This window comes from Gordonia terrae, from assembly GCF_051789125.1.
GTDB classification, from domain to species: domain Bacteria; phylum Actinomycetota; class Actinomycetes; order Mycobacteriales; family Mycobacteriaceae; genus Gordonia; species Gordonia terrae_A.
In genome coordinates, this window is the sequence record NZ_CP196526.1 from 1,930,177 (window position 1) to 1,953,394 (window position 23,218).

A 23,218-nucleotide genomic window follows, 5' to 3' on the forward strand; every position below is an offset into this window, starting at 1 on the left:
TGACCGACGATCCCGGCGCACCCGACCCCTCACTGAACCCCGACACCCCGCCTGACCCCGACCCGACGAACGGCGCGCAGTTCGCCCGGCGCGCAGAGCCGCCCGAGTCGCAGCGACTCACCCCGAGTCGTACGCGGCATTCGCCGGTGTCGCCGTCCACGGCTCAGGTGTTCGGCAGGCCGTCCGGCGTGCGAGGGTCGTTCGCATCCTCGCCCGGCGATCGTCGCTCCCCGGAGCCACGCATCGCGGCGCCCGATCCGGTGCTCGCCGAGGCGTTCGGCCGACCCGCCGGTTCCACCGACACCCTGCAGCGGGATCCGTTGGCCACCTACGGCCAGGCCGACGAGCTGCAGCGGCCCGAGGACCCGTGGCGCGACCCCGAGAGCCCGGCCCGGCTCGTGGCGCCGGCACTGAGCCCCGCCGCCTCCGACACACCCACGACGCCCGCGGGCAAGCTCGGCGTCCGAGACCTGTTGCTGGGCAACCGCATCAGCTGGGTGGCCCTGGCCACGCTCACCGTCATCGCATTGCTGATCGGCCTCGTGGGCGGACTCCTCGGCCGCTATACCGCCGAGGTCGCGGCACCACTGACCAGCGACACCGTCGAACTGTCCACCGATGAGCCGGGCGGCGACACCGGGCCGCGGTCGCCGGTCGCCGAGGTGGCGCGCTCGGTCGAGAAGTCCGTGGTCGCCATCGACGTCCGCGCATCCGGTGCGTATGCGACCGGGTCGGGATTCGTGATCGACAAAGAGGGCTACATCCTCACCAACAACCACGTCATCTCGATGGCGGCCAACGACAAGAGCGCGAAACTCGAGGTCGTCTTCTTCGATCGTCAACGCGTCCCGGCTCGGATCGTCGGGCGCGACCCGAAGACGGACCTCGCGGTCCTCAAGGTCGACAACGTCGAGAACCCCACCGTATCGGTCCTCGGTACCTCGAGCGACCTGCAGATCGGCGAGGAAGTCGTCGCGTTCGGATCACCCCTGGGCCTCAACCGCACCGTGACGAGCGGCATCGTCAGTGCCACCGACCGCGCCGTCGCACTCACCCCCGACGCCGAGTCGGACACCGACGCGGTGATCGACGCCATCCAGACCGATGCGGCGATCAACCCCGGCAACTCCGGAGGCCCCCTGGTCAACGCCGAGGCCAAGGTCGTCGGCATCAACACGGCAGGCCGTCTGGGGGCAGGCGGCGGGTCGATCGGGCTGGGCTTCGCGATCCCCATCGACGAGGCGAAGCCGATCGCCGAGGCGCTGATCCGTGACGGCAAGGTCAATCATCCCCAGATCGGGGTGAACGCGAGTTCGGTCCGCAACGAGCGCGTTCTCGGAGCGCAGGTGCGCAACGTGGTGGCCGGGGGCCCGGCCGAGCGTGCCGGGGTCCGCGAGAACGACGTGATCACCTCGTTCAACAACCGGCCGATCGAGAGCGCCGACGAGTTGAATGTCGCCATCAGGACGGCGAAGATCGGTGAAGCGGTCCCGTTCCAGTACTGGCGGTCGGGCCGCACCTTCTCCGGCACCATCACGCCGGCGAGCGACTGACACACCACCGCACAGACCGAGACGAGGGACATGTTCAGCAGCGTCGGATGGGGCGAGATCGCGATCCTGGTGGTCGCGGCCCTGATCATCCTCGGCCCGGAGCGTCTTCCGGGCGCGGTGTCGTGGACGATGCAATCGGTTCGCAAGGTGCGCGACTACGCGACCGGCGCGACCAATCAGCTCAAAGACGAGCTGGGACCCGAATTCGACGACCTGCGCAAGCCGCTCGCCGACCTCAACGAACTGCGCGGCATGACCCCGCGTTCGATCGTGACCAAACATCTCCTCGACGGCGACGACTCACTGTTCCGACTGAACGAGAGCGCCACGACGGTGGACCGGAACTCGACCCCGGCCGCACCGAAGATCAAGCCCGTGTCCGCGCCGCTGCCCATCGACAACCCGGATACTCAGGTCGCCGACGCCGCATCGGGGCGTCCGGTGTCCATGGACAAGCCCGCAGACTCGGTGTCACGTCCGTCCGGCCCACCGGCCGTGACCGACTGGGACGCCACCTGAGGAGTTCAGGAGTGCCGGACGGTGTCGAGCCCCAGGCTCATACCCGCGAGGCCCCGTTTGCGGACCGCCAGTTTGGCCGCGACCGCCCGCAGTGCCGAACCCGCCGGGGAGTCGGGCGCCGACAGAACCACCGGCACACCCGCGTCGCCGCCCTCGCGTAGTGCGGTCTCCAGCGGAACCTGACCCAGCAACTCGACCGGCGCTCCGACGGCGCGGGTGAGTCGTTCGGCGACCATCTCGCCGCCGCCGGACCCGAAGGGTTCCATCCGGGTGCCGTCGGGAAGCTCCAGCCACGACATGTTCTCGACGACGCCGAGGATCTTCTGCCGGGTCTGCAGCGCGATGGCCCCGGCGCGTTCGGCGACCTCGGCCGCGGCCTGCTGGGGCGTGGTGACCACGAGGATCTCCGCGCCCGGGATCAGCTGCGCGATCGAGATCGCGACATCGCCGGTGCCAGGTGGGAGATCGAGGAGCAACACGTCGAGGTCGCCCCAGTAGACGTCGGCGAGGAACTGCTGCAGCGCCCGGTGGAGCATCGGGCCACGCCACGTGACCGGTGTGTTGCCGTCGGTGAACTGGCCGATGGAGATGAACCGCACCCCGTGGTTGATGGGCGGCATGATCATCCGCTCGACCTGCGTGGGTTTGGCGTCGCTGCCGAGCATGCGAGGCACCGAGTGGCCGTAGATGTCGGCGTCGAGGACTCCGACACTGAGTCCGCGTTCGGCGAGCGCCGTGGCGAGGTTGACGGTGACGCTCGACTTGCCGACGCCGCCCTTGCCCGACGCGACCGCGTACACCCGCGTCAGCGATCCGGGCTGGGCGAACGGGATGACCGGTTCGGCCTTGTCCCCACGGAGTTTCTTGCGCAACTCGGTGCGTTGTTCGTCGTCCATGACGTCGAGCTCGACCCGGACCGCACCCACACCCGGTACGTCGGCGACAGCGGTTTCCACACGCTGCGAGATCTCGGTGCGCATGGGACAGCCCGACGTCGTGAGGTACACCCCGACGTCCACGCTCGCATCGTCGTTGATGGTAACCGACTTGACCATCCCGATGTCGGTGATGGGTTTGCCGATCTCCGGATCCTTGACCTTGCCCAAGGCGGCGCGAACTGCCGATTCCGTGGGCGCGACTCCAGTTGTCATCTGATCCAGACTACCGGCGGCCCTTCCGGACTCCGGTGGAGGTCCCGGGTGACGGGTCAGCGGACCGGAACGGGAGCGCCGGCTTGTCCGGGCCGGTTGATCCCCGCATTACCCGCGGGAGGCTGCTTGGTCGCCGGCGCCTGCTTCTTCTGCGGCGGCGGTGCGGGCTGGCCGGGCAGCAGCGGTGGGAGCGACGGCAGGCAGATGATGACGCACTGCTGGGGCGGAGGGGTGGGGCGCTTCGACGTCGACGAGGACGACGACGAGGACGACGGGCCGGACTTCGGGGTACTGGGCTTGCTCGAACTGCTGGACGGCTTGCGCTTCATCTCCGGGATCGGGTCGGTCGGCATGACCCCGGTGGCATAGGCGCCGGCCCAGCCCAGCACGTTGGCGACGTACTCCATCGACCGGTTGTACCGCAGCACCGCGGAGACACGCGTGCCCTCGCTCATGATGTCGGCGACGCCCGCGCACAGGTACCGGCCGGCCGAATAGGTTGCGTCGAAGATGTTGTTGGGATCCGGTTTGCCGTCGCCGTTGGCGTCGGAGCCCCACGACGCCCACGTACTCGGGATGAACTGCATGGGACCCATCGCGCGGTCGTGGCCGGCGTCGCCGTCGATGCGTCCGCCGTCGGTGTCCCGGATGACCGCGTTGCCCGCCAGCGACCCGTCGAGGACCGGGCCGGCGATCGGGTTGATGGTGGTTCCGTACTGATCGACCGAGCCGTTGCTCGCGTGATTGGACTCGATCCGTCCGATACCCGCGAGCAGGAACCAGGGGAGCTTGCACTGGGGGCTCTCGGCGGCGACGCGGTTCGCGGCCAGCTTGTATGCCTGCAGGACGACGCCGGGAATGCCCAGCGGTCCGGACGGCAGGTCGTTCGCGAGGCGGAACTGCGGCGCCGGAAGTGCGTCTGCGGGCTTCTCCGCAGGCGGGGCGAAGCCGAGGAGGGCGACCGGCGATCCGGGAACGACCTCGGCGACGACGAGCGGCACCTCGGGTTCAGAGGCCCGCGCGGCCAACGCTCCTCCGTGCGCGCTCGAGGTCGCGGTGCCGAGGACCAATGCGCCGACCAGGACGCCACCGGCCACCACGGTTGCCGCACGGCGCGGGAAGTGGGCGGGCCGACGCGGGCCGCGGCGTCGTCGGACGACGTCGAGCGGCCTCATCGGGGTCCTCCACCGAGGGGCGCGACCCCGGCGAGCTGCCTGATCACCTGTACCCGGATCACCTGTACTCCGTTGTCAACACACACACTTGCCCCCGAGAACGCGGCGATTTCCCACTGACCGATTCTCCGCTGACGGCCCAGGTCCAGAGCCCGTCGAGCGGATGTACCGGACGGTCTGTCATGTCACGGTCGACACCATCCGAACTGTGACCCACCATACATATTGGGTCTGATGTCCCAGACACGAACTCCACTATTGGCGTCAGTGAACGGATCGCCGACGCGTCGCGGAAAGTTACCGTCGGCCTCTCCGGGCCGTGGTCACCGAGTCCGGTCGCGTCGTGAGGCACCCTCGGGCGTCGCATCGTCACCCGATGAGCCGAGGCGTTCGACCAGTTCGTCGAGGAGGTCGTCGAGTTCCTTGCGGAGATAGTCGCGGGTCACGGTGTCGCCGACGGCTATGCGGACAGCGGCGAGCTCGCGCGCGAGGAACTCGGTGTCGGCCTTGGTCTGTGCCGACCGCAACCGGTCCTCCTCGAGGGAGACGCGGTCGCGGTTCTCCTGGCGGTTCTGTGCCAGCAGGATGAGTGGCGCCGCGTACGCGGCCTGCGTCGAGAACGCCAGGTTGAGCAGGATGAACGGGTAGGGGTCCCATCTGATCGACACCGCGATCAGGTTCAGCGCGATCCACACGATGACGATCACCGTCTGGATGGCGAGGTATCGACCCGTCCCGAGGAATCGCGCAACGCGCTCGCTGTACATCCCGACCACATCGGAATCGAGATTGAACGAGATCGTCCGACGCGTGCTGGGGGTGTCGAGCTTGCGTCCCGGTTCGCTCATCGGAGCCGCACCTGCGGGCCGCCGCCGGTACCGGGTCCGCCGGTCCGGCCGGTCGGATCGAGCGACACGGACGGGTCGAGCTCCAGTGAGTCCTGGGGTTCGGTCTCACGCCAGTCCCGCGGCAGGATCTCGTCGAGAAGGTCGTCGACGCTCACGGCGCCGAGCAGGTGCCCGGACTCGTCGACCACGGGGCCGCATACCAGGTTGTAGGTCGCGAAGTATCGCGTCATGGTCTCCAAGGAGTCCTCGGGGTGCAGTCGGGCGAGATCGGTGTCGACGATGCCGCCGACGAGTTGTGCGGGCGGTTCCCGGAGCAGTGCCTGGAGATGAACGCAGCCGAGGTACTTGCCGGTCGGCGTCGCGGTCGGGGGCCGCACCACGAACACGACACTGGCCGCGGCCGGGGTGAGGTCGGGGTTGCGAACCCGCGCGAGTGCCTCCGCGATCGTCGTCGACGGCGTCACGATGATCGGTTCGGACGTCATCACTCCGCCGGCGGTGTCGGGGGAGTGGAGCAGCAAGCGGCGCAGGGGTTCGGACTCCTCGGGGTCCATCTCCTCCAGGAAGGCCTCGGCCTCGGTGTCGGGCAGTTCGCCGAGGAGGTCGGCGGCGTCATCGGGATCCATCGCCTCGAGGATGTCGACGGCGCGGTTGCGGCCGAGCGCGGCGAGCAACTCCTTCTGATCGTCGGACGGGAGTTCCTGCAACACGTCGGCGAGCCGTTCGTCGTCGAGGGCGGAGGCGATCTCGGCACGCCGCTTCGCGGGCAGCTCGCGCAGCGCGTTGGCGACGTCGGCCGGTCGCATGCCCTCGAACTGCAGCAACGCCTGCGCGACTCCCTGCCCCGGCAGGTTCAGCGCGCTCTGGGTGATCCCCTGGACGCTGGACCACTCCACGACATGGGTCTCGTGGCGGCGGCGCAGTCCGCGGCGGCCCGCTCGAACCGCGACACGCGAGATGACCCAGTCCCGGGTACGCGTCCGTTCGATGCCGAGGTCGATCACCGTGACGTCGGCGTCGGCGAGTTCGGGCAGATCGGGATCGATCACGCGGACACGGGTGTCGAGGACCTGACCGATTGCCAGGGCCTCGCCGGGGCGTAGGTGCAGGCGCCGCAGGCTGACGGTGCCCGTGTTGAGGGCGACGGCCTGGGGTTCGATGGCGGTGACGCGCAGCATCGGGACGAAAATCCTACGGCGCGTGGTCAATTCGACCGCGAGGCCGAGCACGCGGGGCTGTTGTCCGGACAATCGGATGGAGATGACCACGTCGCGAACACGGCCGATGGATTCGCCGTCGGGACCAAGGACGGCCAACCCGACTAATCTGGCCACGAACACCTTGCTCACCGACGACATGGGAGTAAGGGTAGTGCCATCGGTCCGCGCCGACGCCGACGGCAACGGTGGACGTCGGCAGCATGAACGGCGAACCAGACGACGGGAAGGCACGAAATGACGAATCCCATGCGCCCGAGCCGCGAGACACCCGGCTTACCGACGCCGCCCAAGGGCTGGCCGATCGGATCGTACGGAACCTACGCCGAGGCGCAGCGTGCGGTCGACTACCTGTCCGACGAGAACTTCACCGTCGAGGACGTCACCATCGTGGGCGTCGACCTCATGCAGGTCGAGCGTGTCATCGGCCGGTTGACCTGGGGCAAGGTCATCGGTGGCGGCCTCGTGTCCGGCGCGTGGCTGGGGTTCTTCTTCGGCTGTCTGGTGGCGCTGGTCTTCACCGGCTCGCCCATCGCGCCGATCCTGGTCGGCATCGTCGGCGGCATGGTCTTCGGTGTGATCTCGGCGACCATTCCGTATGCCGCCACGCGCGGACAGCGGGACTTCGCCTCGACGATGCAGTTGGTCGCCGGCCGCTACGACGTGCTCTGCGACCCGAAAAGCGCAGAGAAAGCACGGGACATGCTCACCCGCCTGACCTTCTAGGTCCGGTCCCGCACCTCGGACACGGGCCGATCACAATCGGTCCCGGAATGGCACGCCCATGCCGAATGTGTTGCATGTCACGAATCCTCACGTATAGCGTTGCACTTCGGACGCTCACGGCGGAGCACCTCGTGGGCAGCGCCGCGTACGACATCGAGGAGGCTGCGTGCGGAGCAGGACCAGCACTGAGGGATTCACGAGACGCGGATCCACGAGGCGCATGAGACGGAAGGTCGTGGCCGCAGCGGTGGCTGCGGCGGCGATGCTGCCCGTGCTGTCCGCGTGCGGCTCGGGATATGAAGCGGGCGTACTCAATTTCTACCCGCCCGCGGACGGCGCGGACACCTTCGCCGAGATCGGCGACAAGTGTTCGGCCGACTCCGGCGGTGCCTACAAGGTCGTGACGACGCCGCTGCCCAAGGGTGCCGACGATCAGCGCCTGCAGCTCGCACGACGCCTCGCGGGCAACGACACCGGCCTCGACCTCATGGGCATGGACGTGGTGTGGACCGCCGAGTTCGCCGACGCGGGCTGGATGGTCCCGGTACCCGACGCGATGGCGACGGAGGTCTCCGCGCGCACCCTGGGCGGCCCCCTCGACACCGCCGTGTGGAAGACCGACGACGACGAGCGTGAACGTCTCTACGCCATCCCGTTCTCCACCAACACCCAATTGCTCTGGTACCGCCCGGATGTGCTCGCCGACAAGGTCGATCGCCGGCGCCCGGCGTCGACCTGGGACGGCATGCTCGACGACGCACTCGTCAGCGGGCGCAACGGCGGACCGACCTACATCATGGTGCAGGGCAGGCAGTACGAGGGCCTGATGGTGTGGTTCAACTCGGTGCTCGCCAGTGCCGGCGGTCAGATCGTCGACCCCGAGAACCCCGACAAGGTCACGCTCAACGACACCCCCGAACACCGTGCCGCGACGGTCCGGGCGCTCGAGACGCTCAAGCGTGTCGCCACCGCGCCGGGTGCCGATCCCTCGCTCACGAACTCCGACGAGGGCGCCGCGCGTCTGGGGATGGAAAGCGGCGAGGCGCTGTATCAGGTCAACTGGCCGTTCGTCTTCGCCGGCATGCGTGAGAACGCGGTCGCGGGAAGCGTGGCCTTCCTGGACCTCACCCAGTACGCGGGCCTCTATGCCGACACCGCCAACCCGCCGACCTCGGAGGAGGTCGTGCCGCTGAACCGGCAGATGCAGCGGGTCTTCGACTTCGCGCCGTACCCGGGCTTCCAGGGCCTGCCGACGAAGACGACCCTCGGCGGGATCAACATCGCCGTCGCGAGCACGTCGAAGCAGCAGGACCTGGCTTTCCAGGCCGCCGAATGCATCACCAGCGAGGCGTCACAGAAGGCGTTCTCGTTCAGCGCCGGTCCGCCGCCGGTCATCGAATCCATCTACGACGACGCCGATTTCCGCCTCGCCTACCCGATGGCCGACGAGATCAAGCGGCAGCTCGAACCAGAACATGCCGCACTCCGGCCGAAGTCGCCCGACTACCAGGCGATCTCGACGCTGCTGCAGGCCAAGCTGAGCCCGGTCGGGGCATGGGAGCCCGAGGCTCTCGTCGACCAGCTCGCCGAAGCGGTCCAGAAGGCCATCGACGGGGAAGGGTTGGTTCCGTGAGCGACGACACGACACCCGGGGACGACAACCGGGCCGGCGGTGATCAGACCGGAGACGAGGCGCGCTTCCGCGCGGGGCGGCATGCATTGCCCGACGACGCGCCGGCACAGACCGGACCGATCCCGATCGTGGGAGACACCCCTCCGGTGCAGTCCGACCAGGTGTGGACGCCGCCGGCGGGTGGGCGACACGACACCGGATCGCCGGTGAGCGGAGCCGCCGCTCCCTCGGTGCCCGCCGCCGGAACCACCGGGGCCGCGGGAACCGCCGGGGCCGCGGGTGCCACGGCGGTCGCCGAGCGTCCCCGCGCCGAGGCGGCTCCGGCCACACCGCGAAAGCGCAGCGAGGGCAAGACCGCCGAACGTCGGCTCGCCTTCTGGCTCGTCGCGCCCGCGGCACTGATGATGCTGCTGGTCACCGGCTACCCGATCCTATACGCGGTCTGGCTCTCGCTGAACAAGATGAGTCTCTCGGCGCCGGGCGAACGCGAGTTCGTGTGGTTCGACAACTACGCGACCGTGCTGACCGACAACTACTGGTGGACGGCGTTCTCGATCACGGTCGGCATCACCGTCGTCTCGGTGGTCATCGAGCTCGTCCTGGGCATGGCGATCGCACTGGTCATGCACCGAACGATCTTCGGGCGCGGGTCCATTCGTACCGTCGTCCTCATCCCGTACGGCATCGTCACGGTGGCGGCGGCGTTCTCCTGGTACTACGCATGGACACCGGGCACCGGATATCTCGCGAATCTGCTCCCCGACGGCAGCGCACCACTCACCGAGCAGTGGCCGTCGCTGGCGATCATCGTCCTAGCCGAGGTCTGGAAGACCACGCCGTTCATGGCGCTGCTCTTGCTGGCAGGTCTCGCCCTGGTGCCCGACGACCTCCTGAAGGCTGCGCAGGTCGACGGCGCCGGGGCCTGGACGAGGTTGTGGCGCATCATCCTTCCGCTCATGAAGCCGGCCATCCTGGTCGCGCTGCTCTTCCGTACCCTCGACGCGTTCCGCGTCTTCGACAACATCTATGTGCTCACCAGCGGGTCCAACAGCACGTATTCGGTGTCGATGCTGGGTTACGACAATCTGTTCGGCGCATTCAATCTCGGAGTCGGATCCGCGATCTCGATCCTGATCTTCTTGTGCGTCGCAATAATCGCGTTCGTGTTCATCAAGGGGTTCGGCACCGCCGCACCGGGTTCTGACGACGAGGGGAGGTAGGCCGTTGAATACGAGCGGAAAGTCCAAGGCGTGGTGGGCGATCGCCAACATCCTGGTGATCCTGTACGCGCTCATCCCGCTGCTCTGGATCATCAGCCTGTCGTTCAAGCCGGCCGGTAGCGTGACCGACGGCAAGTTCTGGCCCAGCGAGTTCACACTCGACAACTACAAGAGCATCTTCGAGACCAGCGCCTTCACCTCGGCGCTGATCAACTCCATCGGCGTCGGGCTCATCACCACGGTCATCGCGGTTCTCCTCGGCACGATGGCGGCCTATGCCGTCGCCCGGCTCGAGTTCCCGGGTAAGAAGCTTCTCATCGGTGCCGCGCTGCTGATCGCTATGTTCCCCCAGATCTCGCTCGTCACACCGCTGTTCAACATCGAGCGCCGCCTCGGTCTGTTCGACACGTGGCCCGGGCTGATCCTGCCGTACATCACATTCGCCCTGCCATTGGCGATCTACACGTTGTCGGCGTTCTTCCGTGAGATCCCCTGGGAGCTGGAGAAGGCAGCCAAGATGGACGGTGCCACCCCGTGGCAGGCATTCCGCAAGGTCATCGCCCCGCTCGCCGCTCCCGGCGTCGTGACGGCCGCGATCCTGGTGTTCATCTTCGCCTGGAACGACCTGCTGCTCGCCCTGTCGCTGACCTCGACCGAACGTGCGATCACCGCGCCGGTTGCCATCGCCAACTTCACCGGCGCCTCGCAGTTCGAGGAACCCACCGGATCGATCTCGGCAGCCGCGGTGATCATCACCATCCCCATCATCATCTTCGTGCTCTTCTTCCAACGTCGAATCGTGGCCGGCCTGACCTCCGGCGCCGTGAAGGGATAACCCATGGCAGACATCGTTCTGGACAACGTCTCCAAGCAGTATCCCGACGGCTCGACGGCCGTACACGGGGTCGACATCGAGATCGCCGACGGCGAATTCGTGATTCTGGTGGGACCGTCGGGCTGCGGCAAGTCGACGACACTCAACATGATCGCCGGACTCGAGGACATCTCCGGCGGCGAGCTGCGAATCGACGGCGAGCGGGTCAACGAGCGTGCGCCGAAGGACCGCGACATCGCCATGGTGTTCCAGAGCTATGCGCTCTACCCGCACATGTCGGTGCGCGAGAACATCGCCTTCCCGCTGACCCTCGCCAAGATGTCGAAGGATCAGATCGCGGCGAAGGTCGACGAGGCCGCCCGCATTCTCGACCTGGGGCAGTACATGGACCGCAAACCGGCCAACCTGTCCGGCGGTCAGCGCCAGCGGGTGGCGATGGGACGCGCGATCGTGCGGTCGCCCAAGGCATTCCTGATGGACGAGCCGTTGTCGAACCTCGACGCCAAGTTGCGCGTGCAGATGCGTACCGAGATCTCCCAGCTGCAGCAGCGCCTGGGCACCACGACGGTCTACGTCACCCACGACCAGACCGAGGCGATGACGCTCGGTGACCGCGTGGTGGTGCTGCGCGGCGGGTACGTGCAGCAGATCGGCACGCCGCAGGAGCTGTACAACAATCCGACCAACGTCTTCGTGGCCGGGTTCATCGGCTCACCTGCGATGAATTTCCTGCCCGGTCGCCTCGGTTCCGACGGTATCGAAACGCCCATCGGCACAGTCGTTCTCGATGATCACCGCAACGTGGTCTCGCGCGCCGGGGATGTCGGCAGCAGCGGTGAGGTCCTCATCGGCATCCGCCCGGAACATCTCGAGGATGCGGCCCTGGTCGACTCGACGACCCGGGAACACGGTGCGACGTTCACCGCGAACATCGACGTGCTCGAGTCGATGGGCTCCGACATCTACGCCTACTTCGGAGTGGGGTCGAGTCGTGCGTCGAGCGACGCGCTTGCCGAGCTCGCAGCCGACTCCGGCACCGATCTCGGTGGCGGTCAGCTGATCGCCCGGCTGTCGCCGGACTCCAAGGTGACACGCGGTAGCTCCGCCGAGCTGTTCTACGACGCCTCGAAGATCGCTGTGTTCGACCAGAGTTCGGGAGCGTCGCTGCGCGTGCGCTGAGCACGCGCACCCTGGCTGCACACCGACCACTCCCGGATGATCAGCGCCTTCGCCGCCGGGAGTGGTCGAGCAGTTCGTCGAAGACGTGCTCGTCCCAGATGTGTCTGCGTATCAACCGATATCGCTCGCAGGCCACCCACAGGTAGAGTTCGGCGTCGCTGTCGAGGTCGGGTCGGATTCCCGCGCGGCGTGCCATCCGCACCACCGGCAGGAACTCCTCGCCGAACCAGCGACGAGCGGTCTCGGTGCGGTTGAGGAATTCGCCGATCTCCTGACTGAGGCGGAAACCCCACGCCTCCACGTTCTCGGCGAGTTCGGCGTAGTCGAAGGGGTCGGTCAGGCGGATGGCCTCGGACTGCGAACCCTCGAGTGGCACCCGGGACAGGAACAGGCGGCGATGGTCTTTGAGGATCAGGTCCGATGTCGCGTTGATCCCCTCGGGTGAGATCCGCGTGTGGATGAGGGTGACGTAGGCGTCGATGGTGGTGAGGTTGCGCGCGATCGCGATCGACACCCGGTGGTGGCCGTCGATGACGAAGTGCATCGAACCGATCCGGTAGAGCTGGACCGGCGGGACCGATTCACCGCGGCGCTGTGCCGCCGCCAGGCGCTGCCATCGTTCGCGGACCCGCGACGACGTTGGCCGGAAGTAGCGGTCGAAATCCCTGGTGCGGTCGACACTTCCGACGATGGAGGACACCTCGACGACCTGTAGTCCGAGCGCGGTCTCCCCGGTGCGGCCGAGCGCGGCGACGACCTCGTCGAACGGCAGGATGGTGTTGACGTCGGCCGGTTGACGCATGAACCACTGCGCCAGACGCGCCCGCTCGGCCTGGCGACGCAGGCGGGCGAAGTCGTTCTCGGCATCCGCGTCAGGAAATCCGGTGTCACGCACCATGTCTGCGCCTCACGATGTCGACCTCCCGGGTCACCGGATCGATGTCGAACTGACAGTAGCCGACGACGTTCATCGAGGTCGTCGATCGGCCGATGGGCAGATCGGATGGCGTGGTGCCGAACGGGTGGACGTGACCGTGCACGAGCAGGGTCGGGCGCAGCGAACGGACCAGCGGGTGGAAGCAGTCGAATCCGCGGTGGGGGAGGTCATCGCCGTCACCCACGCCGCGGGCCGGGCTGTGGGTGAGGAGGATGTCGGCGTTGCGCGACGAGGACAGGGCGGCGGTACACCGCAGTCGAAGCGACCGCAGCCGCTGCTGGGTGTCGGTGTACTGGTTGGTGCCACCGTTGTAGCGGCGGCTGCCGCCGAGCCCGCTGATCCGGAGTCCCGCGACCGTCACCGTGCGGCCGTCGGCATTGACGGCGCCGCACGGGCCCGGGTCGGTCGTGGGGAGCCCCGCGCGCGTCCAGCCGGTACGCCCCCGGTGGTAGCCCCGCAGGTCGCGGTCGTGGTTGCCGGGCACGAACACGCACGGTGCGTCGCACAGGGACGACAGGATCTCGAGGTACTCGAAGGGAAGGTCGCCGGCACCGAGGATGAGGTCGGGACGGGAGTCGATCCCCACCCCGAAGGTGAGGGAGTCCACCACCTCGTCGGCGACTGCCAGAACCCGGACCATGGTTCCAGGCTAGATCAGCGCCGTGATCGCCTGTGACGGGTCGGTAGCCTGTGGGATGTGAGCGAAGCGGTGACCGATGTCGTCGGACGATTCCTGCAAGACCGGCTCGAGGTGTCACCGCAGCGGGCCTCGGTGACCTTCCTGGGGGTGGAGCCCATCGACGTGCTGCGTTTCGTGACACCTGATCCGACGCCGGACGATCAGCTCGTCTACATCACCTCGGGGTGCTCCCGCCATCCGATGTCCGACCCCACCGACCTCCACGCCGATCCGGTGCGCGGGCCGCGCGCCGAACTCGTCGTCCGGATGCGGGCCGGCACACCGCTGCCGGGTCTGCACACGCGCATGGCGACGATGGCCGCGGCACCCGCTGTGGAAGGCCTGATCCTCACCCCCGACGCGCTGATCGATCTCGGCGAGCCGCTGTGGGACGGTGCGGCATTCACCGCCGTGTTGCTCGAGGACGACGAGCTGGGGGCCGTCGAGCTGTCCGAGCCGATGGATCCGGTGCAACTGTTGCGTGCGGTACCGATCACCGCGAACGAGGCGGCGTGGGTACGGCTCAAGGGCGCCGACGCGCTGCGGGACGCGTGGCGAGGGGCCGGCATCGACGTCACCAGGCCCGACCGGGCCACGGCCACCCCGAGTTGACCCGTCACCCCGAGCCGACCCGTCTCCTCCGGCCGGCAACAGATCCGGATCGAGGTTTCGGAACGAATGACCGGGGGAACGATTGAGCACGGGGGAGGCGCTGCCTCCTCGACAGGCACGGTTGGTCTGGGAAGGGTGAGGTTGCATGAACGAACGGGGAGCACGAACCGTCCGGATGGCTGGACGGCGGTGGGCGGCGTGACGTTGACCTCCTCATCGTTCACCGCGACTGCCGGTCCCAAGATCACCCGATCCGACCCGGCGGTCTATCTTCCGCAGCAGGACACCCAGCTCCTCATCGACACCATCACCGAACGCGGTGTCGCCGGCGCGCGGGTCCTCGACCTGTGTACGGGTAGCGGCGCCATCGCGATCGCCGCAGCGGGCCTCGGCGCGGCCGAGGTCACCGCGGTCGACGCCTCGACCGAAGCCGTCGCATATGCGCGGAACGCCGCCGCAGAGGCGGGCGTCTCCGTGACGGTCGTCCACGGCGACCTCGTCCGGCACATCGGGCGCTACGACCTCGTCACCTGCAATCCGCCGTACGTGCCGACCCCGCCGACGTCCGAGGCTGCGCTGCATCCCGCAGGTCCGTCGCACGCCTGGGACGCCGGCATCGACGGCCGTGCCGTGCTGGACCCGCTGTGCGCGCGCGTACCGGACCTGCTCGTCCCGGGTGGCACGTTCGTGCTGGTGCACTCGGAGTTCGCCGACGAGGAGGCCTCGCTGCGGGCGCTTCGCGCGGGCGGACTGACCGCGGAGATCGTCGCCGAACACCTCATTCCGTTCGGTCCGGTGCTCTCCGCACGAGCCGAGTGGCTCGAGCAGCGCGGTCAGCTGGAGCGCAACCGACGCGTCGAGCGATTGGTGGCGATCGCGGCGGTCGCGCCCGGACGTTCGGAGGGACGCCCGTGACCCAGCCGAAACGCACCTCGGTGCGGGTGACCCGCGGGGGCCCGGTCCTGGTGTCCGGGCCGGTCGACATCGAGCTGCCCGACGGCGCGTGTGTGAAGTCCGACCGCTTCATGGTCGCGGTGTGTGCCTGCGGACGCAGCAAGAACTACCCGCTGTGCGACACCAGCCATCGCAAGAAGCGTCGTCGTACGGCCGACTGACACAGAACCGAGAGCGGACGCGCCGGAGCGCCTACCGGGATCAGATTCCCGGGAAGGCGCTCTCTCCGTTTTCCCAGGACGACACCACGTGCCGGTCCAGTGCGTCCTCGACGAACAGGAACGCCCGGATCCCGAAGATCACATCGGCCTCGGTCTCGGGTTCGGTGCGGATCAGATCGCCGACGACGTCGGTGCGCAGGATCTGTTCGTGCACCGCGTCGGCTTCGACGTGCTCGCGGTAGAACCGGCGGCACGCTTCCGGCGCGTCGAGCTGTTCGAGTCCGGCGAGCAGCCGCTGTGAACCGGGCGAGGAGGTGATCTCGGTGGCGGCGAGGTGGCCGACCGCGGCACCTCGGTATCGCCGGTGCAGGCCGAACAACGACATCAGGTTCACCGGCGTCAGCGCGACGCCGGGCACGGTGTCGAGATAGCCGAGGTAGTCGTCGCGCAGCTCGGCCGCGCGCAGGAGCTCGGCGAAGAGTTCCTGGTGCACCGCATCGCCGCGGCCGCCACCGAACTCGTCGAACTCCACAGCGACAAAGGCAGCTTTCGCGTGACCTCGCAGGCGGGGAATCGCCCACGCGTGCGGATCGGCCTCTTTCAGGTGGTAGAGCGACCGCAGCGCGAACATCTGCCGGTACTGCTCCCAGGTCCCCGCGTCACGGAGACGGTAGGACGCACCGTCCCCGTCGGGGTTCTCGATGCACAACTCGTCCATCTCCCGGTCGGCGGTGTCGCCGTCGCCCACGGAGGGAACATCGCGGTGCAGGGCGGCGAGGAAGTGCCGTTCCAGCTCTCCGCGCAGCGACAACAGGGCCGGGTGCCACTCCCATGCCGTGTCGGCATCGGTGAAACCGACGTAGTGCATCTCGTAGCACAGGTAGAGCGCCAGTTGTAGGTCGTCGCCGTACGGGTCGGCGTCGGACGCGGAGATGTCAGGGGTGACGGCGGAGCCGGAGTCGCTGCTCAGCAGCGAGATCACGGCCTCCGACAGCGGACCGCGTGCACTCGGCAGGCTCGGACGCCGGAACGTCGTGTCGTACACCGTCGCAACGTCGACCATCGGGTCAGCTGACACCTGTGAGTCCTCCTGTCGTCTCCGGCCTCCGGCACCGCCATGCGCGGTGGGCGGTTCTGGCGCGGACTCTTCCGTGTAACCGGATCGGGCCCGGTGCAAACCCCGGACCGCCACTGCGCGGTTGTGACCGTCATCCCAGCTTAGGCCGTACCCGGTCGGCTCAGCCGAGGTCCTCGCGCAGCTCGCGGTCCAGCGAGACCCGGACGAGGGCGGCGGCCAGCGCCGCGGGACGCCCGTCGGCGAGGTCGGCGAGCCGTGCCGGATCGTCGGGAAGGCCGAGGTCGCGGGCGGCGGCGAGTGCGCGTTTGTCGAAATGCGGTGTCGCCCATTCCCACACCGACTGGACTTCGCGCAGGAAGATGTCGGCCCCGACCGGACCGATGCCGGTGAACCCCTGGAGCAGTTCCGCCGCGCGGACGGGGTCGGACCCGGCCGCGTCGCCGAGACGACGCAGATCGCCGCTGTACTCGTCGAGAACCTTCCGCGCTGCCTGGCCGAGACGGGTGGCGGTGCTCTCGTCATAGCGAACGTAACGACCGCGGCCCAGGGCGTCGATGAGACTCCGCCGGCCGGCTCGGGCCATCTTCTCCGGGGTGCGGTACCCGGCCGCGAACAGTTCGCGGGCGGCCGCCACCGCGATGTCCGCGGAGATCCGGGTGCTCAGGAGCAGGGCGAGGACCAACAGTTCGAACAGCGGCGACGGGGTGTTCTTCAGCGTGATGCCGGCGTCCTCGGCATAGGTGCGGCCGGCGCGGTCGAGCAGGGCGCGGGCCGTGCGGGCGGCGTCGTCCGTGCGGGTCATCGTGGCTCCTTCACTGATCGAGAACCCGCGCGAATGCGGGGCGTCACAACCAGTGACTGCGCCGGAACACCACGAACAGCAGGGTGCAGAGCGTGACGAGGGCACCGAGGACGACGGGATAGCCCCACTCCTGGTGCAATTCGGGCATGTGGTCGAAGTTCATCCCGTAGATGCCCGCGACCATCGTCGGCACGGCGGCGATGGCCACCCATGCCGAGATCTTGCGCATGTCCGTCGACTGCTGGATGCCCACCTTGGCCGCGGCCGCCTGCAGCAGCGAGGTCAGCAGTTCGTCGTATTCGAGGACGCGGTCGATGACCGTGGTGAGGTGGTCGGAGACATCTCGGAACTGGCGACGGATCTCTTTGGGTACGAGGGGATTACCGCTTGCGGTCAGACTCTGCAGCGGTACCGCCAGGGGGGTCACCGCGCGGCGGAGTTCGAGGACCTCGCGGCGCAACAGATAGACCGGATCGATGTCGAGTGCATGTCCCTGCCTGCCGAAGACCACCTCTTCGATGGCCGCGACGTCCACGTCCATCCGGTCGGTGACCGCGAGATAGGTGTCGACGACCTTGTCGGCCACGGCATGGAGAACGGCCGTCGGGCCCAGGGCGAGGCGCTCCGGCAGTGCCTCGAGGCGGCGTCGGAGTTCCGATAACTCGGTGTGCTCGCCGTGGCGCACCGTCAGCACGAAATCGGGGCCGACGAAGACCATGATCTCGCCGGTCTCGACGACTTCGCTGGCCTTCACCATCGACTCGTGCTCGACGTACTGCACCGTCCTGAGCGTCAGGAACTGGATGTCGTCGTACACCTCGAGTTTGGGCCGCTGGTGTGCGGCGACCGCGTCCTCGACAACCAGTTCGTGGAGTCCGAACGTCGCGCCGACGTCGGTCATCTGGGCACTGTCGGGGGCGTGCAGTCCGACCCACACGAAACCTTGCCCGGATGCGCGGACGCGCGCGAGACCCTCGGTGTAGGTGACGCGGCCGGGCTGACGGTGGCCGTCGACGTACACCGCGCAGTCCACGACCGCGCGCGCGACCGGGACGCGGATCTTGGGCATCGGGCGGCGCTCGCGGCGGGGTGACAACCCGCGCGGACCAGGCCGGGGCATCGAGGGCACGAACGCCGATGATACGCCCGATGGGCGATGCGGCCCGCGACACGAGGCGGGATACGGTGGCGGGGTGGGTAAACGTGCTGTCCGCAAACGACTTGTCGGGGTCGCCGGTCTGCTGGTCGTACTGGCTGTGGTGCTCGCCGGATGCGCCGACGATGCGTCCGCGCCGCCGCGGGGGATCGTGATCGGCTCGTCGGATCAACCGGCGATGCGCGTGATGGCGGAGGTCTACGCCGGTGCGCTGCGCAACGCGGGCAGTGTCGTCTCCGCGGATCAGCTGCGCGGCGACACGCAGACCCTCCTGGGTGAGATGGACCGTACCGCCCTCGACCTGTTCCCCGCGTTCACCGGGGAGCTGCTGACGCTGTTGGCGCCGTCGTCCACCGCGGTCGGTGCCGAGGACGTCTACACGGACGTGAATCGATCACTGCCGCAGGGGGTGTCGGTCGGTGACGAGACCCCCGTGTCGGCGGCTCCGCAGATCTTCGTGTCGACGACACTCGCCGGCGACGTCGAGGCCACCGACCTCGACGACTGCGCCCGGCTTCCGGCCGGGCTCCCGGTGATCGCGGTGTCCCGCCCCGACGACGCGACGGAGCGTGCGTTCGCCGATGCGGGGTGCCGTTTCGGACCGGTGGAACTCGTGGCCACGAGCGACGAGGTGCTGAGCCGGGCCGCGGCGGGAACCGCTGTCGGAGTGCTGACGCCGCTCGACATCGCCGGCGAGGACGCCGACGGCGCGTCGTCGGAGGTCCAGGCGCTGCGCAACTCGGCCGGCGGCGGCGACACCGCGGACAACCCGCCCGCTGGCGCCCCGCCGTCGGAGGCTGCCTCGGCGCCCGAATCGGGTCCGCGCGCCGAGGTGCTCGTGCCGGTCTTCCGGTCCGCGGCCTTCGGCCGGGATCAGGTCAAGACGATGAACAAGGTCGCCGGTGAGATCACCACCGCCGACCTCGCCACCATGGCCGCGCGCGTCGAAGCGGGTGCGGACCCGCGCGACGTGGCCCTCGCCTGGCTGGGAGAGCACGGACTCTGACGCGTCGGGTGCACCCGCTCGGTTCGCCGCGGAGGGCCTACTTGGCCTTGGACAGCGCCCAACCGGTGATCTTCGCCGACACCCACTGGTACTTGGAGGCGACGAGCCGGACCGATAGGTCGAGGATCTTGGCATCGGTGCCCACCAGGATGCGTGCCTTGTTCTTGCGCACACCCTCGATGATCACGTCGGCGGCATCCTCGCTCGTCATACGTGCGAGGTAGCGATCGAACAGGGCAGCGGTGGCCTTCTGATCGTGATCGCCGGACACGGTGGCATTCCGGGCGATCGCGGTCTTGATGCCGCCCGGGTGCACACACGACACCTGTACCGGGTACTTGGCGATGATCATCTCTTGACGCAGCGCCTCGGTGAAACCGCGGACCGCGAACTTCGCCGAGTTGTACGCCGCCTGCCCGGGTTCGGCCAGCAGACCGAACAGGGAGGACGTGTTGACGATGTGCCCGTCCCCGGAGGCGATGACATGAGGCAGGAAAGCCTTGGTGCCGTTGACGACTCCCCAGTAGTCGACGTCCATCACCCGCTCGATGTCCTTGAACTCGGTGCGTTCGATCTCGCCGTGGTGGGCGATTCCGGCATTGTTGAACACCACGTTCACGACGCCGAAATGGTCCTTGACGGTGTCGGCGTAGTCCAGCACGGCCTCGCGCTCGGCGACGTTGAGCAGCTGCGAGTGGACCTCGGCCCCCGCTTCGCGCACCAGCTTCTCGGTGACGGCCAGGCCGTCCGGTGTCACATCGGAAATGGCCAGCCGGGCACCGCGCCGGGCGAGTTTGACCGCGATGTCGCGTCCCATACCCGAGCCGGCGCCGGTGATCACGACGACCTTGCCGCGAAAGTCCTTCATGTGTCGTTCTCCTGCCTCAGGCGTTGACGGTCGTGGGGTGATCGGCATCCGAGCCCGCGGACGAGCCGCCGGCATCGGGCGCGGCCGAGACGGCGGGGCGCCGGGCGCCGCGCGTCACATCGTAGGCAGCGATGTCGAAGTGTCGGGTGGTCTGCCGGAACGCGAACGTGAAGCCGGGCCACAGTGTGGTGATGTTTCCGTTGGCGTCCTTGTACCAGGAGGCGCAGCCGCCGTTGACCCAGACGCTGTTGCGGAGCTTGTGCTGGATACCGGCGTTGAACTCCTGCTGCGCGGAGAGCTTCACCTCGGTCCGGGTGATGCCCGACGCGCGCACGGTCTTCAGGTAGTCGACGAGGTAGTTGAGCTGGGACTCGATCATGTACACCATCGAGGTGTGGCCGAGGCCGGTCGAGGGTCCGACCATGAGCATCATGTTGGGGAATCCATGGACGAACGAGCCCTTGTAGCCCTGCATGCCGATCTCGGCCCACACCTGTGCCAGGCTGCGACCGTCCTTGCCGATGATCCTCTCGAACACGGGGGAGTCGGTGACGTGGAAACCGGTGGCGACGACGATGACGTCGACTTCGCGTGTCGTGCCGTCCCTGGAGACGATGCCGGTGGGGGTGATGCGATCGATGCCGTCGGTCACGAGATCGACGTTGGGCCGTGCGAGGGCCGGGTACCAGTCGTTGGACCGGAGGATGCGCTTACAACCGACCTGGAAGGTCGGGGTGGCCTTGCGGCGCAGTTCGGCATCGCGGCCGATCCCGCGCAGGATGTTCGCGCGGCACAGCAGCTCGACCGGCTTGAGCGCCTTCGGCGAGTACGTGAGGCCGAAGGCGACGGCCTCGTTCGCGGCGTAGATGCCGCCGCGGACCGCGGACTGGTAGCCGGGGACGTTCTTGTATGCCCAGTGCTCGGCGGCGGTGTAGGGACGCTCGGTGCGGGGCACGATCCAGGGCGCGGTGCGCTGGTAGACGTCGAGGCGGTCGGTGACCTTGGCCAGCTGGGGAACGAGTTGGATGGCCGACGCGCCGGTCCCGATGACCGCGACGCGCTGTCCGGAGAAGTCGTGGTCGTTGTCCCAGCGGGCGGAGTGCACGATCTTGCCCTCGAAGGAATCGATGCCCGCGATGTCGGGGAGGTTCGGTTCGCACAGCGGTCCGACGCCGCCGACCATCACGCGCGCACGGATCTGCTGGGTTTCTCCGTCGCGGAGGGTGTCGATGATCCAGCGACCCTCGTCTTCGTTCCACTCGGTCCGGGTGACCTCGGTGCCGAAGCGGGACTTGGCGGCGATGCCGTGCTTGTCGGCGACTCCGTTGATGTAGTCGTGGATCTCGGGCTGATGGGAGTACGACCGGGACCAGGTCGGGTTCTTGGCGAACGAGAAGGAGTAGAGCTGGGAGGGCACGTCACACGCGGCGCCGGGATAGGTGTTGTCGCGCCACGTGCCGCCGAAGTCGCTGCCGCGGTCGAGGAGGACGAAGTCGTCGAAGCCGTTCTGCTTGAGGCGGACCGCGGCGCCCAGACCCGAGAAGCCGGCACCGATGATGGCGATCTCTACATCGTTCGTTGTCATGGTGCCACCATAAACGTGGTACTGAACACGTGTCAATAGCTATTGAACGATGATCAATAAGAGTACGGTGGACGGCGAGGCCCTACGAGAGGAATGTCCACCGTGTCGGTGATCGACGACAAGCAAGCGGGTGACAAGCATGCGGGTGACAAGCACGCCGGTGAGAGGCGGACAGGCGCCAAGGGGGGCGACGACAAGGCCGCGGGTCACAAGCGAACCCGGATGAGCCCGGAGGCGCGACGCGACCAGTTGATCGAGTTCGGTCTCGCCATGGTGGGCGAGCGACCGCTCGAGGAGATCACGATCGACGCGATCGCCGACGCCGCGGGCGTCTCCCGTGCGCTCCTGTTCCACTACTTCGCCTCGAAACAGGACTTCCATGTGGCCATCGCCCAGGCCCAGGCCGACCGGATGCTCGCCCGCACCGAACCGGACCCGTCGCTCGGGGATCCCCTCGCCATCCTCACGGCGTCGATGTCGGAGTTCGTCGACTATGTGACCGAGAACCGGACCGCCTATACGACGCTGATTCGCGGAGCGTCGAGTTCCGACTCGGCGATGCGCGAGGTCTTCGACAGGACGCGGGAGGTGATGGTGGCCCGGGTTCTCGATCACGCTCCCGCATTCGGCGTCGAGGTGACGCCGCTGGTGACCATCGCCGTGCACGGCTGGATCGCCTTCGTAGAGGAGGCCACGATCCGGTGGCTGACCTCGGAAGCACTGAGTCGCGACGAACTGTTGCGTCTGATCACCGCGGCTCTGCCCGCGCTGGCCGCCGCGACCCAGTAGGAACTCCGGGCGGACTCAGACCCGGCGTCCGGTGGGTCCGGTGTCGGCCACGGCCACCCCTCGCCGTTTCAGCAGCAACCCCAGCCCGACCATGGCGACGCCCAGAACGAAGTGCAGCCAGTTGTCCGCGGTGTTGACCGGCACGAAGTTGGCGGCGCTGTCGTGGTCGATGACCAGGCCGTAGACCCAGAGGACGAGGTAGATCGCACCGCCGGCCACCAGATAGAGGAACGAACCCGGCGCCGTGCGCGACATGAGGATGCCGGCGACGCCGAACAGCAGGTGGACGATGTTGTGCAGAACCGACACCTCGAAGATGCCGAGCAGCGCCGCATCCGAGTGATGGCCGGCGAAGGTGAGGGTGTCGTAGCCGGTGGTGATGCCCGGGATGAAACCCAGGATGCCGACCACGAGGAACACCACGCCGACCGCCAGAGCGGCGAGCCGGATCGGTGAACGGGTGGGTCCGCGATTCGCAGTTGTCATGACGATCGACCTCCGAGGAGTACCTGGGTCGTCGCGGCTATGGCTTGAC

General features: G+C 68.0%; 24 protein-coding genes. 12 read left to right on the forward strand and 12 right to left on the reverse strand.

Annotation, left to right across the window (positions count from 1 at the left end; genetic code table 11):
- Positions 1 to 32: 32 nt before the first annotated feature.
- A complete protein-coding gene (locus ACSUZC_RS08795; protein ID WP_439033047.1) occupies positions 33 to 1,553 on the forward strand; it encodes a S1C family serine protease in 1,521 nt (506 codons plus the stop codon).
- 30 nt (positions 1,554 to 1,583) lie between these two features.
- Positions 1,584 to 2,072 (forward strand): Sec-independent protein translocase protein TatB, encoded by a 489-nt coding sequence (gene tatB / locus ACSUZC_RS08800; RefSeq protein WP_439032452.1) that lies wholly within the window; start codon positions 1,584 to 1,586, stop codon positions 2,070 to 2,072.
- Between the two features lie 5 nt (positions 2,073 to 2,077).
- On the opposite strand, the gene ACSUZC_RS08805 is transcribed toward tatB, so the two are convergent.
- From ACSUZC_RS08805 to ACSUZC_RS08820, 4 genes are all read right to left on the reverse strand, one after another.
- Positions 2,078 to 3,223: an Mrp/NBP35 family ATP-binding protein gene (locus ACSUZC_RS08805; RefSeq protein ID WP_439032453.1), complete on the reverse strand. Its 1,146-nt coding sequence runs from the start codon at positions 3,221 to 3,223 to the stop codon at positions 2,078 to 2,080.
- A 56-nt stretch (positions 3,224 to 3,279) separates the two neighbouring features.
- Positions 3,280 to 4,398 carry a lytic transglycosylase domain-containing protein gene (locus tag ACSUZC_RS08810; RefSeq protein WP_439032454.1) on the reverse strand — a complete coding sequence of 373 codons (1,119 nt, stop codon included), beginning with the start codon at positions 4,396 to 4,398 and terminating at the stop codon, positions 3,280 to 3,282.
- A gap of 323 nt (positions 4,399 to 4,721) precedes the next feature.
- Positions 4,722 to 5,246 carry a DUF1003 domain-containing protein gene (locus tag ACSUZC_RS08815; RefSeq protein WP_439032455.1) on the reverse strand — a complete coding sequence of 175 codons (525 nt, stop codon included), beginning with the start codon at positions 5,244 to 5,246 and terminating at the stop codon, positions 4,722 to 4,724.
- Entirely contained in the window at positions 5,243 to 6,604 is a 1,362-nt protein-coding gene (locus ACSUZC_RS08820) for a magnesium transporter MgtE N-terminal domain-containing protein (RefSeq protein WP_439032456.1), read from the reverse strand. The genes ACSUZC_RS08815 and ACSUZC_RS08820 overlap by 4 nt, the downstream gene beginning before the upstream one ends.
- 96 nt (positions 6,605 to 6,700) lie before the next feature.
- Between ACSUZC_RS08820 and ACSUZC_RS08825 the strand changes: the two genes are divergently transcribed.
- The 5 genes from ACSUZC_RS08825 to ACSUZC_RS08845 all read left to right on the forward strand — a co-directional run bounded on the left by ACSUZC_RS08825 (position 6,701) and on the right by ACSUZC_RS08845 (position 12,056).
- Positions 6,701 to 7,189: a general stress protein gene (locus tag ACSUZC_RS08825; protein WP_238423471.1), complete on the forward strand. Its 489-nt coding sequence runs from the start codon at positions 6,701 to 6,703 to the stop codon at positions 7,187 to 7,189.
- A 220-nt stretch (positions 7,190 to 7,409) separates the two neighbouring features.
- Complete coding sequence (locus tag ACSUZC_RS08830) at positions 7,410 to 8,822, forward strand: extracellular solute-binding protein (RefSeq protein ID WP_439032457.1); 1,413 nt, start codon at positions 7,410 to 7,412, stop codon at positions 8,820 to 8,822.
- Positions 8,819 to 10,042 carry a carbohydrate ABC transporter permease gene (locus ACSUZC_RS08835; RefSeq protein WP_439032458.1) on the forward strand — a complete coding sequence of 408 codons (1,224 nt, stop codon included), beginning with the start codon at positions 8,819 to 8,821 and terminating at the stop codon, positions 10,040 to 10,042. The genes ACSUZC_RS08830 and ACSUZC_RS08835 overlap by 4 nt, the downstream gene beginning before the upstream one ends.
- A gap of 4 nt (positions 10,043 to 10,046) precedes the next feature.
- Positions 10,047 to 10,877 carry a carbohydrate ABC transporter permease gene (locus tag ACSUZC_RS08840; protein WP_439032459.1) on the forward strand — a complete coding sequence of 277 codons (831 nt, stop codon included), beginning with the start codon at positions 10,047 to 10,049 and terminating at the stop codon, positions 10,875 to 10,877.
- Positions 10,878 to 10,880: 3 nt separating this feature from the next.
- Positions 10,881 to 12,056: an ABC transporter ATP-binding protein gene (locus ACSUZC_RS08845; protein ID WP_439032460.1), complete on the forward strand. Its 1,176-nt coding sequence runs from the start codon at positions 10,881 to 10,883 to the stop codon at positions 12,054 to 12,056.
- A 40-nt stretch (positions 12,057 to 12,096) separates the two neighbouring features.
- On the opposite strand, the gene ACSUZC_RS08850 is transcribed toward ACSUZC_RS08845, so the two are convergent.
- Both ACSUZC_RS08850 and ACSUZC_RS08855 read right to left on the reverse strand, forming a co-directional pair.
- A complete protein-coding gene (locus ACSUZC_RS08850; RefSeq protein WP_439032461.1) occupies positions 12,097 to 12,954 on the reverse strand; it encodes a chromosome partitioning protein ParB in 858 nt (285 codons plus the stop codon).
- Entirely contained in the window at positions 12,944 to 13,633 is a 690-nt protein-coding gene (locus tag ACSUZC_RS08855) for a metallophosphoesterase family protein (RefSeq protein WP_439032462.1), read from the reverse strand. The genes ACSUZC_RS08850 and ACSUZC_RS08855 overlap by 11 nt, the downstream gene beginning before the upstream one ends.
- Positions 13,634 to 13,690: 57 nt before the next feature.
- Here ACSUZC_RS08855 and ACSUZC_RS08860 point away from each other — a divergent pair, with 57 nt between their 5' ends.
- From ACSUZC_RS08860 to ACSUZC_RS08870, 3 genes are all read left to right on the forward strand, one after another.
- Complete coding sequence (locus tag ACSUZC_RS08860) at positions 13,691 to 14,284, forward strand: suppressor of fused domain protein (RefSeq protein WP_439032463.1); 594 nt, start codon at positions 13,691 to 13,693, stop codon at positions 14,282 to 14,284.
- A gap of 198 nt (positions 14,285 to 14,482) precedes the next feature.
- The gene (locus ACSUZC_RS08865) at positions 14,483 to 15,199 is read left to right on the forward strand and encodes a HemK2/MTQ2 family protein methyltransferase (RefSeq protein WP_439032464.1); all 717 of its coding nucleotides are present in this window, start codon (positions 14,483 to 14,485) and stop codon (positions 15,197 to 15,199) included.
- Positions 15,196 to 15,399 carry a CDGSH iron-sulfur domain-containing protein gene (locus ACSUZC_RS08870; RefSeq protein ID WP_439032465.1) on the forward strand — a complete coding sequence of 68 codons (204 nt, stop codon included), beginning with the start codon at positions 15,196 to 15,198 and terminating at the stop codon, positions 15,397 to 15,399. Before ACSUZC_RS08865 ends, ACSUZC_RS08870 begins: the two co-directional genes overlap by 4 nt.
- Before the next feature lie 40 nt (positions 15,400 to 15,439).
- On the opposite strand, the gene ACSUZC_RS08875 is transcribed toward ACSUZC_RS08870, so the two are convergent.
- From ACSUZC_RS08875 to ACSUZC_RS08885, 3 genes are all read right to left on the reverse strand, one after another.
- Entirely contained in the window at positions 15,440 to 16,462 is a 1,023-nt protein-coding gene (locus ACSUZC_RS08875) for an iron-containing redox enzyme family protein (RefSeq protein ID WP_439033048.1), read from the reverse strand.
- Between the two features lie 175 nt (positions 16,463 to 16,637).
- Positions 16,638 to 17,279: an endonuclease gene (locus tag ACSUZC_RS08880; protein WP_439032466.1), complete on the reverse strand. Its 642-nt coding sequence runs from the start codon at positions 17,277 to 17,279 to the stop codon at positions 16,638 to 16,640.
- Between the two features lie 43 nt (positions 17,280 to 17,322).
- Positions 17,323 to 18,348, reverse strand: a complete 1,026-nt coding sequence (locus ACSUZC_RS08885; protein WP_439032467.1) for a magnesium and cobalt transport protein CorA — start codon at positions 18,346 to 18,348, stop codon at positions 17,323 to 17,325.
- Between the two features lie 124 nt (positions 18,349 to 18,472).
- Between ACSUZC_RS08885 and ACSUZC_RS08890 the strand changes: the two genes are divergently transcribed.
- Positions 18,473 to 19,441: a glycine betaine ABC transporter substrate-binding protein gene (locus ACSUZC_RS08890; protein ID WP_439032468.1), complete on the forward strand. Its 969-nt coding sequence runs from the start codon at positions 18,473 to 18,475 to the stop codon at positions 19,439 to 19,441.
- Between the two features lie 37 nt (positions 19,442 to 19,478).
- On the opposite strand, the gene ACSUZC_RS08895 is transcribed toward ACSUZC_RS08890, so the two are convergent.
- Positions 19,479 to 20,309, reverse strand: coding sequence for an SDR family NAD(P)-dependent oxidoreductase (locus tag ACSUZC_RS08895; RefSeq protein ID WP_439032469.1), 831 nt, complete (start codon positions 20,307 to 20,309; stop codon positions 19,479 to 19,481).
- A 16-nt stretch (positions 20,310 to 20,325) separates the two neighbouring features.
- Complete coding sequence (locus tag ACSUZC_RS08900; protein ID WP_439032470.1) at positions 20,326 to 21,894, reverse strand: flavin-containing monooxygenase; 1,569 nt, start codon at positions 21,892 to 21,894, stop codon at positions 20,326 to 20,328.
- A gap of 222 nt (positions 21,895 to 22,116) precedes the next feature.
- On the opposite strand from ACSUZC_RS08900, the gene ACSUZC_RS08905 reads away from it, so the two are divergent.
- The gene (locus ACSUZC_RS08905; RefSeq protein WP_439033049.1) at positions 22,117 to 22,683 is read left to right on the forward strand and encodes a TetR/AcrR family transcriptional regulator; all 567 of its coding nucleotides are present in this window, start codon (positions 22,117 to 22,119) and stop codon (positions 22,681 to 22,683) included.
- A 15-nt stretch (positions 22,684 to 22,698) separates the two neighbouring features.
- Here the strand turns inward: ACSUZC_RS08905 and ACSUZC_RS08910 are convergent, their stop codons facing one another.
- Positions 22,699 to 23,169 carry a DUF4383 domain-containing protein gene (locus tag ACSUZC_RS08910; protein ID WP_439032471.1) on the reverse strand — a complete coding sequence of 157 codons (471 nt, stop codon included), beginning with the start codon at positions 23,167 to 23,169 and terminating at the stop codon, positions 22,699 to 22,701.
- Between the last annotated feature and the right edge of the window lie 49 nt (positions 23,170 to 23,218).